13 protein-coding genes are annotated in these 14,946 nt (G+C 73.6%); 8 read left to right on the forward strand and 5 right to left on the reverse strand.

What is annotated here, in order from left to right; translation table 11 throughout:
* Positions 1 to 80: 80 nt before the first annotated feature.
* Positions 81 to 485: an ANTAR domain-containing protein gene (locus tag ACZ7LE_RS26935; protein WP_470406281.1), complete on the reverse strand. Its 405-nt coding sequence runs from the start codon at positions 483 to 485 to the stop codon at positions 81 to 83.
* A gap of 323 nt (positions 486 to 808) precedes the next feature.
* On the opposite strand from ACZ7LE_RS26935, the gene ACZ7LE_RS26940 reads away from it, so the two are divergent.
* Entirely contained in the window at positions 809 to 1,219 is a 411-nt protein-coding gene (locus tag ACZ7LE_RS26940; RefSeq protein WP_470406282.1) for a nuclear transport factor 2 family protein, read from the forward strand.
* A gap of 44 nt (positions 1,220 to 1,263) precedes the next feature.
* Here the strand turns inward: ACZ7LE_RS26940 and ACZ7LE_RS26945 are convergent, their stop codons facing one another.
* Positions 1,264 to 2,076: an acyl-CoA thioester hydrolase/BAAT C-terminal domain-containing protein gene (locus ACZ7LE_RS26945; RefSeq protein WP_470406283.1), complete on the reverse strand. Its 813-nt coding sequence runs from the start codon at positions 2,074 to 2,076 to the stop codon at positions 1,264 to 1,266.
* Between the two features lie 76 nt (positions 2,077 to 2,152).
* Here ACZ7LE_RS26945 and ACZ7LE_RS26950 point away from each other — a divergent pair, with 76 nt between their 5' ends.
* The gene (locus ACZ7LE_RS26950; RefSeq protein ID WP_470406284.1) at positions 2,153 to 2,941 is read left to right on the forward strand and encodes an MBL fold metallo-hydrolase; all 789 of its coding nucleotides are present in this window, start codon (positions 2,153 to 2,155) and stop codon (positions 2,939 to 2,941) included.
* 4 nt (positions 2,942 to 2,945) lie between these two features.
* On the opposite strand, the gene ACZ7LE_RS26955 is transcribed toward ACZ7LE_RS26950, so the two are convergent.
* A complete protein-coding gene (locus tag ACZ7LE_RS26955) occupies positions 2,946 to 3,926 on the reverse strand; it encodes an ArsR family transcriptional regulator (protein WP_470406285.1) in 981 nt (326 codons plus the stop codon).
* Between the two features lie 94 nt (positions 3,927 to 4,020).
* Between ACZ7LE_RS26955 and ACZ7LE_RS26960 the strand changes: the two genes are divergently transcribed.
* The gene (locus ACZ7LE_RS26960) at positions 4,021 to 5,241 is read left to right on the forward strand and encodes an MFS transporter (RefSeq protein WP_470406286.1); all 1,221 of its coding nucleotides are present in this window, start codon (positions 4,021 to 4,023) and stop codon (positions 5,239 to 5,241) included.
* Between the two features lie 18 nt (positions 5,242 to 5,259).
* On the opposite strand, the gene ACZ7LE_RS26965 is transcribed toward ACZ7LE_RS26960, so the two are convergent.
* Both ACZ7LE_RS26965 and ACZ7LE_RS26970 read right to left on the reverse strand, forming a co-directional pair.
* Positions 5,260 to 8,088 (reverse strand): TIR domain-containing protein, encoded by a 2,829-nt coding sequence (locus ACZ7LE_RS26965; protein WP_470406287.1) that lies wholly within the window; start codon positions 8,086 to 8,088, stop codon positions 5,260 to 5,262.
* 10 nt (positions 8,089 to 8,098) lie between these two features.
* Positions 8,099 to 9,115 carry a LacI family DNA-binding transcriptional regulator gene (locus ACZ7LE_RS26970; RefSeq protein WP_470406288.1) on the reverse strand — a complete coding sequence of 339 codons (1,017 nt, stop codon included), beginning with the start codon at positions 9,113 to 9,115 and terminating at the stop codon, positions 8,099 to 8,101.
* A 175-nt stretch (positions 9,116 to 9,290) separates the two neighbouring features.
* On the opposite strand from ACZ7LE_RS26970, the gene ACZ7LE_RS26975 reads away from it, so the two are divergent.
* The 5 genes from ACZ7LE_RS26975 (at position 9,291) to ACZ7LE_RS26995 (ending at position 14,938) form a co-directional block, all read left to right on the forward strand.
* Entirely contained in the window at positions 9,291 to 9,806 is a 516-nt protein-coding gene (locus ACZ7LE_RS26975) for a TRAP transporter small permease (protein ID WP_470406289.1), read from the forward strand.
* Between the two features lie 2 nt (positions 9,807 to 9,808).
* Positions 9,809 to 11,083 (forward strand): TRAP transporter large permease, encoded by a 1,275-nt coding sequence (locus ACZ7LE_RS26980; protein ID WP_470406290.1) that lies wholly within the window; start codon positions 9,809 to 9,811, stop codon positions 11,081 to 11,083.
* A gap of 63 nt (positions 11,084 to 11,146) precedes the next feature.
* Positions 11,147 to 12,172: a DctP family TRAP transporter solute-binding subunit gene (locus ACZ7LE_RS26985; RefSeq protein WP_470406291.1), complete on the forward strand. Its 1,026-nt coding sequence runs from the start codon at positions 11,147 to 11,149 to the stop codon at positions 12,170 to 12,172.
* Entirely contained in the window at positions 12,169 to 13,083 is a 915-nt protein-coding gene (locus tag ACZ7LE_RS26990) for a shikimate dehydrogenase (protein WP_470406292.1), read from the forward strand. The genes ACZ7LE_RS26985 and ACZ7LE_RS26990 overlap by 4 nt, the downstream gene beginning before the upstream one ends.
* Before the next feature lies 1 nt (position 13,084).
* Positions 13,085 to 14,938 (forward strand): TIM barrel protein, encoded by a 1,854-nt coding sequence (locus ACZ7LE_RS26995; RefSeq protein ID WP_470406293.1) that lies wholly within the window; start codon positions 13,085 to 13,087, stop codon positions 14,936 to 14,938.
* Positions 14,939 to 14,946 lie beyond the last annotated feature (8 nt).

Below are 14,946 nucleotides of genomic sequence, written 5' to 3' on the forward strand. Positions count from 1 at the left end.
GTCAAGGGTCCCCGCGAGGTGGTGCGGGACGGGAGCTCGCGCGGTGCTCGGCGCGACCTCCGTGCCGGGCACTTCGCGTGTCACCCGGCAGGGGCCGGGTCGGCGGGGACCGGGTCGGCGGGGACCGGGCTGATCGGCGCCGGGCCCACCGGGTGCGTGGCTTCCACGGCGTGCGCCAGGGTGTCCTGGGTGATCCCTTCCCGGTTGTCCGGGGCCTGCAGCGCGGTCACGATCTGGTCGGCCGCCAACCGCACGGGAATCCCGGCGTCGTCGGCGGCGTCCGCCAGGATCTGGGCGGCCGTCTCCTCGTCGACGCGCCGCGCCACGACGACGACGCTCTTGGCTCGCTCGATCATCACCTGTCCGACGAGGCCGGGTGCCGCCGGCCGGCCGCTCTGCGGTGGTTCGACGTGATCGTCCTGCACGGCCGGCTGTGACTCGTGGCCGTGGTCGTCCGCGGTCCAGGACTGTCGGTGTGCAGGCATCATGAGGTTCTCGTTTCCGACGGGGATCGGAAAGCCACTTCATGACTTTGAACTCCTCAGAGTAGAGCAGTTCGGACGATTCGGACAGGTCGGCGTGCGGGTGGCCGGTCGTGTGTTCCGTCGCGTGACGCGCAGGTAAACAGTCACGGCCGGTTCCGGCCAGTGGCCTGATCCGGCCCGGCGGGCTCTTGCAGCGGATGGGCGGGGGCCGCTAGACAGCCCTCATGCAGCCGGAAGGACCTGCCGGGTCGCCCCGGACGCCGAGCGCCGGGACGGGTACCAGGATGACTGCTGGGCCTGCCCGTCCGGCCTCCGTCGAAGTCGTGGCGGATCCCGCCGAGTCCGCCGTCCGCGTGGCCGTGATCGAGTTGTTCGCGGCCAGGACGGCGGGCGCCTCGCCGCGCGACCTGGCGCAGCGGTTCGACGAGGACGTGGACCTGACGGTCCGCCGCGGTGAGGGCGACCCGCCCTGGAGCGGCCGGGGATCCGGCCGTGCGCGAGCCGCCGAGCACTTCGCCCGGCTCCGCGAGACGGTTGACCGGGAGCAGTTCAATCTCGTGACTGTCCACGCCTCCGGTCGCCGGGCCGTGGTGACGGGTACGGTCCAGGCCACCCTCGGTGCGACGGGTCGGGGCGTGGCCGGCGCCTTCGTCCTCGACATCGCCGTCGACCGCCAGGGCATGATCACGCGCTATCACCTGATCGAGGACGACTGGGCGGCCTCCGGCCGCTAGGCCGATGTCCCGGGCCTCCCGGAGGACGGCCGACCCCGGGAGCGCTACCGGCCGAGCAGGCGGACCAGCTCGGGCCAGGCCATCGCGCCGAGCCGGGCATCCGCGGACGCGGACCCGCCCCGGGCCATGCGCTGCCCGACGGTCGGAGCCGGCTCGGTCGGAAGGACCGCTCGATGACCGGCGGCTGGGTGCTCGACGACGGTGGTGGTCAGTCCGACCTGGTCGCGTCGCTCGGCGATCCGGCGGGCGTGGTCGACCGAGTCCCAGACACGATCGTCTCCACCGGCAACCACGAGCAGCTCACGGATGCGCTCGACGGGGATGGCGGCCGCAGCCGCAGCGTCCGGGTGAGCTGCACGGGACGCGGCGTACAGCCCGCGGAACTCGGGCGGGTCCGTGTCGGGAGTCCAGGAGGGGTCGAACGGAACGAAGGGCAGCGGCGTCCCCGCCGTCGTCCAGTGCGAGGTCCGTCGTCCGCCGGGCGCGACACCGGCCCAGACGACGTCGGTCGGGGCGAACGCGGCGACGGCGTCGACACGCGGGTGAACCGTGCCGAGGAGGAGCGCGGCCTCCGCCCCGAACGATGTCCCGACGACCATGACCCGGTCGCTGTCGGCAGCCAGGGAGTCGATGCGCTCGAGAAAGAGCTCGAGGGGGATCTCCCAGGGTCCGGGGTTCTGCCCCGGGCCGCCGAACCATCGGATCGACTCGCACAGCGCGCCCCGTTCCGCGAGCAGCCGTGCGCGGGCTGCATCGACCCTCCCGCTCGATCCCGCCAGGACGAGCACGCCGACCCCGTTCGGGCGGTCGGGCCTGAAGCGCACGCCCTCGGGCTCGACGAGTTGGGTCGTGTTCATGGCCGGGACCCTACGCGACGGACCGCGGTCCGCGGCGCCGGTTGATCCGGTCCGGTCCGTCTGCTTGGGTCGGGCCATGGGACGGTGGGTCGAGGTCGCGGACGGCGTGCTGGTGCGGCGGTACGCCGAGCTGGACCTCTCGGTCGGGCTCGTCGTGGGCGGCGCGTCGTGCCTGGTCGTGGACACGGGCGGGGACGCGGGGCAGGGCGCCGAGCTCGCCGCCGCCGTCCGGGAGGTGACGCCGCTGCCGTGGCAGGTGGTCCTGACCCACTCGCACTTCGACCACAGCTTCGGCACCGAGGCCTTCGCGCCGTGCGCCGTCTGGGCGCACCGCGGCTGCCGCGCCGACCTGGTGGCGACGGGCGACCAGCAACGGGAGACGTGGGCGCGGCGCTACCGGGACCGCGGCGCGCCGGACGTCGCCGACCGCATCGCCGCCGTGCGCCCGGTGCTGCCCGACCACCTGGTCGACGACGGCGCCGAGCTGGACCTCGGCGACCGCCGCGTCGGGCTGCGGCACTTCGGGCCCGCCCACTCCGACCACGACCTCGTGGTGCACGTCCCGGACGCCGACGTGGTGTTCGCGGGCGACCTCGTGGAGCACGGCGCGCCGCCCCAGTTCGGCGACGCCTTCCCGCAGGGCTGGCCCGCCGCGCTGGACGGCGTCCTCGCCCTGGGGGCGGCGACCGTCCTGCCCGGCCACGGCGACCCGGTGGGCCGCGACTTCGTCCGGGCCCAGCGTGCCGAGCTGGCGCTGGTCGCCGAGCTCTGCCGGGAGGTGGCCGCGGGCCGCCTCGGCCGGGAGCAGGCCCTGGCCCGCTCGCCGTACCCGGAGGAGTTCACGGCGGCTGCCCTCGCCCGGTGAGGCGTCAGGCGCCGGCGCCGAGGAGCGCGCGGCCGAGCGGGGTAATCGCGTAGACGACGTGCCGGCCGTGCCGTTCGCGGTCGACGAGCCCGTTGGTCCGCAGGACCGCGAGGTGCTGGGCGACGGCGCTGGGCGTCGTGCCCAGCTCCCGGGCGAGGTCGGTCGTCGTGGCGGGCGCGGTCAGGGCGCGGAGCAGGGTGGCCTTGCTCCGGCCGACGAGCCGGACCGTGCCGTCGGGGACGGGTTTTCGGTCAAGGACGACGTCGAGCAGCGCCGTCCCGCGGCTGGGGTAGCGCAGGGTCGTCCAGGTGGTGGTGTTGCGCTTGACGATCACCCGGTCCGGTCCGAGTGCGACCGGGAGCAGCACGAGTCCTCCGTGCGCGGCGGCAGTGTCGCGCCGGTCGGTCAGGACCGTCAGGCGGCCGTCGGACCAGGCGAGGTCCCGGTGCAGGTCGGCGAACAGCCGAGCGGCGCCGCCGGAGGCGAGCTGTGCCGCGCGGTGGGCGATGTCGGTCTCCAGCAGGGCACGGATGCGCGGCCAGTGCGGGAGCACGAGGCGGTCGTGGGCCGCACGGAGCTCTGCTGTCACCACGGCGAGCCGCTCCCCGGGAGCATCGGCCAGCTCGCGGGCCGCGGGCGGCAGGTCCTCCCCGAAGACCCGGCGCAGGCTCTCGACCACCTGCAGCGGTGTGGTCCGCCGCACGGCGTCCAGGTCGTCGTCGATACCGGTGCGGGTGGTGGCCGGTGCCGGCAGGAGGAACTGGGGCCAGGAGGGTCGGTCGCTGACGAGGAGCGGCCAGGTCGCCGCGAGCCGCAGCGGTTGGCGGGCGAGCTCGTCGTGGGCCCACCGCACCCATGCCCTGGCCCGGGGAGACGGCTCAGGCCGGGCCAGCTGCTGCAGCCCGGAGATCGTCTCGGCCAGCGGCGAGACGGCGAACCGGGTGCCCGCGAGGTCGGTCGCGCTGATCTCGATGCTCAGTGCCATGCCCCCATGATCATCGAGCCACGATCGTCGACCCACGATGTAGCGCAGGGCTCAACCCTGGTGCCGGCCGCCGGTGCGCTCCCAGGCTGCGGGCATGACATCGACGGAGGACAGACTGCCCGCCCGCTACTGGCGGCTCTGGTGGGCCGGGGCGGTCGACAGCATCGGCAACGGCGCGCTGGTGACGGCGCTGCCGCTGCTCGCGGTCACCCTCACCGCCGATCCCCGGCTCGTCTCGCTCGTCGCCGCGGCGAGCTTCGTCCCGTGGTTGCTGTTCGCGCTCCCGGCCGGGGCGATCGTCGACCGGTACAGCCGGATCGGCGTGATGCGGTCCGCCCAGGTCTTCCAGGCGGTCGTGGCCACGTCCCTCGCGGTCCTGTCCGCCGTCGGGGCCGTGGACGTCGTGACGTTGATCGCCGCCGCGTTCCTCGTCGGCGTCGGCCAGGTCGGCTTCGGGATCGCGAGCCAGTCCGTGGTGCCGGAGATCGTCGGGCACCGGCTGCTCGCCCGGGCCAACGCGCGCCAGTACCTGGCCACGACCGTGGGGCAGGGCTTTGTCGGACCGCCCGTCGGAAGTCTCCTGTTCGGGCTGGCGATCGCCCTGCCCTTCGGGCTCGACGGGGCGGCGCTGGTCCTCTCCGCGCTCCTGCTGACCCGGCTGCGCGGCGGATCGCGGGCGCGCGGATCCGCCGGGTCGGCTCGGCCCGCGGTCCTGGAGGGCCTGCGCTGGCTCGCCGGCCACCGGTTGCTGCGGACGCTGGCCCTGCTGCTCGGCGTGAACACGTTCTGCTTCCAGCTCGGCAACGTCACCCTGGTGCTGCTGGCCACCGGCGAGCTCGGCGTCGGCGCGGCCGGCTACGGCGTGCTGCTCGCCGTCGCCGCGGTCGGCAGCGTGCTCGGCGGGCTGTTGGCCGCCCGGCTCGGCACGGCGCTCGGGCAGATACCGGCGCTCGTCGCGGCCCTGGGCGTCAACGCCGTCGTGTTCGTCCTCCTGGGACTCAGCCCCGACGCGTGGATCCTCGCCGCGCTGCTCGCCCTCAGCGGACTGGCCACGGCGGTCTGGACCGTCCTGACGGTCACGCTGCGCCAGGAGCTGGTCCCGCTCGCCCTGCTCGGGCGGGTCAACAGCGTCTACCGGCTGCTCGGCTGGGGCCTCGTCCCGCTCGGCGCGCTGGCCGGCGGCCTGATCGCCCACGAGATCGGCGTCCGCGCCGGGTACCCCGTCGCCGGAGCGCTCCGCGCCGTCGCGCTGGTGGTCAGCCTGCCGCTCCTCCTGCGCGCTCGTCGCCGAGGACCACGGCCGCCGTCGGCCTGAGCCGTGCCCGGTCCTGGCTCATCGTGCGGCCACGCCCGGTCGGTCGCAGCGCAGGTCCGCGGGCGGATCACCCGCGGTGACGGCTCGCCACTCCCCGGGCGACAGGTCGCGCCCGGCCGCCCGGCACGCGGCCTCGGCCATCTCCGGGATCGAGAGGTCCCAGCGGGCGACGTCGGTACCGACCGTCGCGGAGTAGACGGCGGCCCCCGCGACGGTGAGGGTCGAGGAGTGCCAGGGGGCCTGGGCGGTCGTGGACCTCGGCACGGGCATCGCGTAGTCCGCGAGCTGCCGGCCGGTGGCCAGGTTCGCCAGGACGAGCCTGCCGTCCGTCCGGACCCGGGCGAGCACGTCCGTGTCCGGCACCACCGCCAGGGCGTCCGCGTAGTCGCCCGTCATCGCGAAGGAGGACGTCTGCTCGCCGTCGAGCGTGAACGTGCGGACGTCGCGCCCGGTCGCGACGATCACCCGTTCGCCGTCGATCAGCACCGACCCGACGGCGTCGGTCAGCGTCCGGACGCTCCCGTCGGCGGTGCGGACGAGCGCGACACCTGAGGCGTCGCCCAGGACGACGGCGGCGTGGCTGCCGTCGTCGCTGAGCGCGGCCTGGTTGGTGGTGGCCGCCGGCCGGTTCCACGCCTCGCCCCGCTCGAACCCCGGGTCGATCGTGCGTCGGAGGGTGCCGTCCCGGACGTCGCGGACCTGGATCACGCCGTCGTCGTCGACGAGGTAGAGGTCCGTGCCGACGATCCGGGCCGTGAGGGCACGGAACCAGGGGTCGACCTCCTCGGACCCGGTCGTCCACAGGTCTTGCGTCGAGGTTCCGTCCTCGGCGACGACGTATCCCTCGCTGCCGGTGACGAGCAGCAGCGAGCCGTCGGGCCGCCAGACCGGCAGGCCGCTGGTCGGGCCGGTGAGCTGCCCGGCGGTCTCGTCGACGTTCCCGTGGGACACCAGGTCGTACCCGCCGACCACGGCGATCGACCGGTGGTCGTCCGAGAGGGCCACGTGCGCGGAGAAGCCCACGGTGGGCCCGTCCGCGACCAGGTAGGGGAGCGTGGTCCAGGGGCCGGTGGGCTGCGCGAGGTCCCACAGGACGAGCGTCGAGCCGTGGGCGGACACGATCCGGGTCTCGTTCAGGAAGGCGGCCAGCCCGGGCAGGCCGGCGCCGGAGAGCTGCCACTCCACGGGCACACCCTCGGAGTCCGTCGTGGTCACCCAGACCTCGTTGCCACCGCCCACCAGGGCGCTGCTCCCGTCCGGCGACAGCTCGAACAGGCGCGGCATGAACGTGCCCGAACCCGGGATCGGGGCCTGGCGATACGTCTCGTCGAAGCTGCCCTGCGAGTTCCGGTTCACGTCCACGGAGTGCTTGACGAACCCGAAGTGCCCGGCGTCCGGGGACGCCTTTCCGATCCAGCCGTTGAACGGGGCCACTGGCCCGCCCTCGGCGACGACCACGCCGGGATCCGAGAGAGGCCGTCGCTGCCACGTGCCGTCGTGACCGACCAGGACGACCTCGTCCCCGTCGACCCCCACCCATCTCCAGTACCCGTCCACGGCCGTGGTCCGCAGGATGCGCGCGTCCGCCGTGTCGACCAGGACGAGCTCGAAGGTGTCCGGGCGCTCCGTGGTGCCCGAGCCGGCCCGGAGCACCGCCACGACATCGTCGTCGGACAGCCCGACGTCGAGCACGTTCTCCAGCGCGATCGACGTGGGCGCGGTGGCGCCGTCGGCGGAACGTGTCCAGAGCCGGAGCGTGTCGTCGGTGGCGATCGCGACCCGGTCGCCGTCCTGGTCGAGGTCGGCCGCGACCGTGCGCTCTCCGCCCAGGTCGACCGGCTCCGTCGTGCCGTGGAGCGTGTCCCAGAGGTAGGTCGTGTCCTGGGTCGCGGCGAGGACGTACGCGCCGGAGCCGGATCCTTCGAGCACGGTCACCTCGCCGTCGACCGTGGTCCGCGGCCCGAGGAACGGATTCTCGTCGGCGACGTCGTAGAGCGCCGTGAGCGTGAGGTCGTCCCGGTGCATCCGCAGCCCCTCCACGGCCAGGAGGCGCGCGAGGGCGCCGTTCTCGCCGGCGGACAGCATCGCCGACGACGACAGGAGGCGCGCGGTGGCCACGCGCCGTTCCTGTCCCGCCTCGTTCGCCTGCCAGACCGCGCCGACGAGGCCGGCGACCGCGAGGACGACGGCGACGGACAGGACGGAGACGACGGTCTGCGTGCGGCGGCGGGTACGGCGCTGCCAGGCGACCTCGTTGCCGACCAGCACCTCCTTCGGGACCTCGCGAAGCGTGGCCGCGATCGAGGCCATGGCGTCCACGGTGGTGGGATCCGAGCCGGCCTCGGACGACCGCCACCACCGTGGCGCCGGGAGCGTGGCCTGCGGTCCCGCGGCCCGTTCCCGCAGGTCGACGTAGAGGCGCTCGGCGCCGAACCGCGCCAGGTCCGTGGTGGTGATCGCGGCCTCGGGGCCGAGGGCGGCGAGCTCGTCGGGGTCCCAGCGGATCTCCCCGCCGACGAGCACGACGACGACGTCGCGGTAGCTGCCGTGGCGTTCCCACCACCAGTCGAGCTCCTGCCGCACCCAGGGCGAGGCCGCGGACTCCGGGGAGGCCAGCAGGATCAGCCGACGAGAGCGCGCCAGCCCGTCGATGATCTCGTCGCCGAGGGCTCCGCCGGCACCGAGATTGGTCTCGTCCCGGAAGATGCGCGAGGCGCGTCCGCGGCCGGTCCGTCCGAAGAACTCGAGGGCCTGGTGCAGCCATCGGGCGACCGGCTGGTTCTGGTGGCTGTACGACATGAAGGCGTCGTACGTGCCGGACTCTGGTGCTCTGCTGCCAGGAGCCATGGCCGGCAGTCTAGCGAGAAGCGGACAAATGGGGCGGGGGAAGTTCCGGCGCCGGGCCCGAGGACTCGCGCAGCACCAGCTCCGTCGGGAGCCTGACCTGCTCGGCGTCCTGCGTCGCGCGCCCGGCGAACTGCTCGATCAGCAGCTCGACGGCCAGCCGGCCGGCGTGCGCGCCCGGTCCGCCGAGGGTGGTCAGCGACGGGTGGACGAACTCGGAGGCGAAGATGTCGTCGAAGCCGACCACGCTGACGTCGTCGGGCACCCGGATGCCGCGCTGCGTGAGCCGGCGGATGACGCCGAACGCCAGCAGGTCGTTGTGGGCCACGATCGCCGTCGCCCCGGTGCGCAGCGCGCCGTCGGCCGCCGCTCCGCCGTTGGCGACGTTCGGGGTGTACGGGCCGACGCGGTGCGCCGTCAGGCCGTGCTCCTCCGCGCCGGCGCTCAGGGCCGCCCAGCGCACCGCGCCCATCCAGGATCCCGGCGGCCCGGCGCAGTAGGTGAAGCTCCGGTGCCCCAGCGAGGCGAGGTGCTCCAGGATCTGCTGGCAGCCCGTGGTGACGGCCATGGTCACGCTCGTCAGCCCGGCCAGCTCGCGGTTGAGCAGCACCACGCGGTGCTTCTCCGCCAGGGTGACCAGGGCGTCGTCGGCGAGCCGGCTGGCCGCCAGGACGAACCCGTCGACCGTGGGCGACAGGTCGCGCACCTGGTTCTCCTCGATGCGCTGCGACTCCTCGGCGTTGACGATCACGAGCGTGACGTCGGACACCTTGGCGCGCTGCTCCGCGCCGCGGATGAGCTCGAAGAAGTGCGGGTTGGTGATGTCCGACAGGACCATCGCGATGGTCCGGTGCCGTCCGCCCGGCAGCGCCCGGTTCTGCGGGCTGTGCTCGTAGCCCAGCTCGGCGGCCGCGGCGTGCACCCGCCGCCGGGTCGCCTCGTTGACCCGGCCGGGCTTGTTGAAGGTGCGGGAGACCGTCGAGGCGGCCACGCCCGCCGCCTTCGCGACGTCGTAGATCGTGGGCTGCACCTGGGCATCTAGCCATATCGCTGGCAACTTTGGCAACTGCTTGCGCAACTTGCCGCGCGGTTTCTAGGGTCGCCGCAGCTACGACGCCGCACACCGACGTGCGGCGACGACCGCGCCGCACACCGACGTGCCGTGCCGGACGGAAGGGGATCGTCCCGATGTACGTGAACCACGCATGAAGCAAGGCATCGACCGTCTCGTCAGGCTGCTCACCGGCGTGGAGCTGGCCATCGCGTGCCTGGCCACGGTGCTGATCTTCGTGCTCATCCTGTTCCAGGCGGCGCAGCGCTACCTGCCCGTGCCGCAGATCGTGTGGGCGGGTGAGATGTCGCAGTTCGGCCTGATCTGGCTGACGTTCGTCGCGGCCGGCGTGCTGGTCACCCGCAACGGCCACATCGCCGTCCAGCTCATCGACAACGTCCCCGGTGCCCGCTTCGCGCGCGTGGTGCAGACCCTGGCGATGGCCCTGGTCGCCGTCATCTCCGCGGCCTTCACCTGGGCCTGCTGGGAGCTGGTGCACTCCGCGGGCTTCCTCACCTCGCCCGCGCTGGGGCTGCCGATGTCGTGGGTCTACGCGATCGCGCTCGTCGGCCTGGTGAGCGCGACCGTCCGCGCGGTCGTGAGTGCGGTGCAGATCGCCCGGTTCGGCCCGCCGCCGCCCGAGCTCACCGACGGCGCGGGGGAGGCGTAACGATGACCTCGCTCCTGCTGGTGATCACGATCATGGTGCTGCTGACCCTCCGCGTCCCTGTCGCGTTCGCGTTCCTCGGGCCCGGCCTGGGCTACCTGCTCGTCGAGGGCCAGTCGCTCGGCCTGCCGATGCGCCTGGTCGCCGACGCCACCGGCAACTTCGTGCTGCTGGCCATCCCGCTGTTCATCCTGCTCGGTGTGGTCGCCAACCACGCGGGCATCGCCGACCGCCTCTTCGACTTCGCGCTCGCCCTGTTCGGCCGGGTCCGGGGCGGGCTCGGCTACGTGAGCGTCGGCGTCAGCCTCGGCTTCTCCTGGATGAGCGGGTCCGCCGTGGCGGACGCGGCCGCCCTCAGCAAGGTCGAGATCCCGCCCATGCTGCGCGCCGGGTACTCGCGCCGGTTCGGTCTGGGCGTGGTCGGCGCGTCCGCGCTCATCGCACCCGTCATGCCGCCGAGCATCCCGGCCGTCATCTTCGCGGGGCTGGCGACCGTCTCGACCGGCGCACTGTTCGCGGCGTCCGTGGTGCCGGCCCTCCTCATGGTCGTCGGCCTCTGCGTGGTGGTGTTCCTGCTGGTGCGCCGGCAGCCCGGCATCCGGCACGTCGGGTTCTCCTGGGCGCACGTGGCCCGGACCGGCAAGCGGGTCGTGCTACCGCTCGGGGCGCCGGTCGTCATCCTCGGCGGCATCCTGGGCGGCCTCTTCACGCCGACCGAGGCCGCCGCCGTCGGCGCGGCCTACATGATGGTTCTCGGCTTCGCGTACGGCCGGCTCCGGGTGAGCGACCTGCCCAAGATCTTCGTCGAGACCGTGCTGACGACGGCGGCGATCATGCTGATCGTGTCGTCCGCCGCGTTGCTCGGCTACGTGCTGGCCCTCGAACGGGTGCCCCAGGCGCTGGCCCAGCTCGTGCTCGGGATCACCGACGACGGCACGGTGTTCCTGCTGCTGGTGCTGCTCCTGATGCTCGTGCTCGGCACGGTGGGCGACGCGACGCCGATCCTGGTGCTCGTCGTGCCGATCCTCATGCCGATCGCCGCCACCCTCGGCGTCGACCCGCTCGTGCTCGGCGTCGTGATGATCATCTCGCTGATGATCGGCCTGCTCACGCCACCGGTCGGCACGGTCCTCTTCGTGCTCAGCTCGACCCAGAAGGTGCCGGTCGCCGAGGTGTTCTGGGGCACCCTCCCGTTCATGGTGCCACTGACCCTGGTCTGCGTCCTGATCATCTTCTTCCCCGGCCTCGCCACCTGGCTGCCGGGCCTGCTCGGCCTCTGAGCCCGCACCTCCTGGACACAGTCGGCCGACGACGACGTCGGCCCGAACCGAAAGGACTCCCTCATGAACGTTCGTCGCACCACCGCCGCGAGCGCGGCCGTGGCCCTGCCCCTCGTCCTGCTCACCGCCTGCGGCGGCACCGGCAACGGGTCCGACGCCGCCGCCGGAGGCGGCCAGGTCGAGCTGACGCTGGCCCACAGCTACACCGAGGACCAGCCGCAGCACGTCTGCGGCGCCCAGGTCATCAAGGAGGAGGCCGAGGCCGCGGACGTCGGGATCACCGTCGAGATCTACCCCAACAGCCAGCTCGGTGGGGACGCCGACCGGATCGCGTCCGTGCAGTCCAGCGACGTGGACATCGACATCCAGGGTGCCTCGGCGCTCGCCGCCGTCTACGAGCCGGCCGGCGTGATCGACGCGTCCTACGTGTTCGACGACGCCGCCCACCTGGACCGGTTCTTCGCCGACGGCTCGGCCGACCAGCTGGAGCAGGACTTCAAGGAGGCCTCCGGCGGGGTGTCGATCCTCGGCGCGTGGTCGGCCGGGGCGCGGCAGTTCACCGCGGACCGGCCGATCCGCGAGCCCGCGGACCTCGACGGCCTGCGGATGCGGTTCCCGGGCTCGGCGCAGCACCTGCACAACGCCGAGGCCCTCGGCGCCCAGGCGACCGAGGTCGCCTACGAGGAGCTCTACCTCGCCCTGCAGCAGGGGGTCGTGGACGGGCAGGAGAACCCGATCACCAACATCCACGCCAGCAACCTGGTCGAGGTGCAGGACTACCTGAGCCTGTCGGACCACGGGCAGAACTCGAACCTCATCGTGGCCGCTCCGTCGTACGACGCCGAGCTGGACGACGACCAGCGTGCCGCGCTCGACGCGGCCGTCGCGGCCGCCGTCGAGCAGATGCCCGGCTGTGTCGAGGAGGCCGAGCAGGAGATCCTCGACGCCTGGGCGCAGGAGGGCGCCGTCGAGATCGTCGACGACGTGGACCAGGAGGCCTTCGCGGAGCAGACCGACGCCTGGTTCCGGGAGAACCTCGAGGGCGACTCGCTCGTGGTCTACGAGGCCATCCGGGGATCCGCGCAGTGACGCAGGCGGCCCGCCGGTACCGGGTGGCGCTCCTCGGGAACGGCATCCGGGCGTCGCTGTCGCCCGCGCTGCACATGGCGGAGGCACGGCACCTCGGCCTGGACTACGAGTACCGCACGGTCGACCTCATCGACCGCGCCGCCGTGGACCTCGGCGCCGAGCTCCGCCGGCTGGAGGATGCCGGCTACGCCGCCACGAACGTGACCCACCCCTTCAAGCAGAGCGTGCTGGACCACGTGACGGACCTCAGCCCGACGGTGCGCCGCCTCGGCTCCGCCAACCTGGTGCTGTTCGGCGCCGGCCGGCGCACCGCGCACAACACGGACTGCCCCGGGTTCCGCGGCGCCCTGGCGGCGTTCCTCGCCGACGGCGGGGCCGGGTCCGAGGCCGCCCCCGGGGCCGGAGCAGGAACCGTGCTCCAGGTCGGCGCCGGGGGAGCGGGTCTCGCCACGGTCGCGGCGCTGCTCGACCTGGGGTTCCCCACCGTCGTCGTGCACGACGCCGACCCGGCGGCGGTCGGAACGCTGCTCGACCGGTTCGCAGACCCCTCACGCCTCCTGCCCGGCGGCGGCACGCTCGACTCCTGGCTGCCGCGGGTCGACGGCGTCGTGCACGTCACCCCGGTCGGCATGGCCGAGCACCCGGGCGTGGCGTTCGACGTCGATCGGCTGCGGCCGGACGCCTGGGTGGCCGAGGTGGTCTACCGGCCCCTGGAGACCGAGCTGCTGCGCCGCGCGCGGGCGCGCGGCCTGGCGACCCTCGACGGGGGCGGCATGGCCGTGGGTCAGGCCGTGGAGTCCATGCGCCTGATCACCGGCCTGGAGCCCGACGCCGGACGGATGCTCGCCCACTTCAACCAGCTCGTCGCCGGACCCGACACCCCACCGGACCCTGACCTCCTGGAGGCCTGACATGCGCACGTCCATCGCGACCGTCTGCCTCAGCGGCAGCCTGGAGGACAAGCTCCACGCCTGCGCCGACGCCGGGTTCGACGGCGTCGAGATCTTCGAGCCCGACCTCGTGGTCACCGACCGCAGCCCCGAGGAGATCCGGGCGCTCGCGGACCGGCTCGGCCTGAGCCTGGACCTTTACCAGCCGTTCCGTGACTTCGAGGGCGTGCGCCCGGACCAGCTCGAGGACAACCTGCGCCGCGCGCGGGCGCGCTTCGAGACCGTGCGGCGGCTCGGCATCGACACCGTGCTGGTCTGCAGCAACGTGGCGACCGCCTCCGTCGGTTCGGACGAGGTGGCGGCCGAGCAGCTGCGCCGGCTGGGCGACCTCGCGGCGTCCTACGGCGTCCGCGTGGCCTATGAGGCGCTCGCCTGGGGGCGCTACGTGGACGACTACCGCCGCTCCTGGGAGATCGCCCGGCTGGCCGACCACGAGGCGGTCGGGGTGTGCCTGGACAGCTTCCACATCCTCTCCCGCGGGCACGACCCGGCGGGGATCGAGGAGATCCCGGGGGAGAAGATCTTCTTCGCCCAGCTCGCGGACGCCCCCGCGCTCACCCTGGACGTGCTCTCCTGGAGCCGGCACCACCGGCTGTTCCCGGGCGAGGGGTCCTGGGACCTCGGCCGGTTCGTCACCCATCTCGTCCGCGCGGGGTACACGGGGCCGCTGTCGCTGGAGGTCTTCAACGACGTCTTCCGGCAGACCGACACCGGCCGGACCGCCCAGCACGCCCTGCGCTCCCTCGTCTGGCTGGAGGACCGGGCGGCCCGGCTCCTGGCCGAGCAGGACGGCGACGGCGCGGCCACCGGAGCCGCGGCCGCCCGAGCCGCGCTCGACCGGATCGCGGACGTGGACGTGCCCACCGGCTACGACTACGTGGAGATCAAGGCCGAGGACACCGGCGAGGTCGAGGTGATGCTCGACCAGCTCGGCCTGACCTTCCGGGGCCAGCACCGCACCAAGCCGGTACGGCTGTGGTCGTCCGGCCAGGCGCACGTCGTGCTCAACGAGCAGCACGCCCGCGACCTGGAGCCGCACCTGGCCGGGGTCGGCCTGGGCGTGGCCGACGCGGCGGCGGCGAGCGACCGGGCCCGCGCCCTGGCCGTGCGGGCGGCGCCGCGCCGGACCCAGGCCGGGGAGCTGGACCTGGCCGGGTTCGTCGCGCCCAGCGGGCTCGAGGTGTTCCTCAACGACCGGAGCACCGAGACCCGCACCGGCGTCGAGCCGGCGTGGACCGCCGAGTTCGACCACGGCCGGCCCGGTCCCGCCCGGGAGATCACCGGCATCGATCACCTCAACGTCTCGCACGGCTGGGACGCGCACGACGAGGCGGTGCTCTTCTACACCAGCGTGCTGGGCCTGGAGAAGCCGACGGCGACCGAGGCCGCCGGTCCCCAGGGGCTGGTCCGGAGCCAGGTCATGCGCACGGGGAACGGCGCCGTGCGGATCTCGCTCAACGTCGCGCCGCTGGACGTCGCCCACCCGCAGCACATCGCGCTGGCCTGCACCGACATCTTCGCCGTCGCGCGCCGGGCGGAGGAACGCGGGCTGCCGCGCGTGCCCGTGCCGGACAACTACTACGACGACCTGCGGGCCCGGTTCGGGCTCGACGACGCGACGCTCGGCCGCCTGCGGGACCACCAGCTCATGTACGACCGCTCCGCGGCGGGCGAGTTCTGGCACTTCTACACGCCGCGGGTCGGCAGCGTGTGCTTCGAGGTGCTCCAGCGGACGGGCGGGTACGACGTCTACGCGGGGGACAACACCCCGGTGCTGCTCGCCGCCCAGGACCGGCTGGACCGGGGCCGGGGGTGAGGCCCGGG

The sequence above is a fragment of the Promicromonospora sp. NPDC110617 genome, from assembly GCF_055598465.1.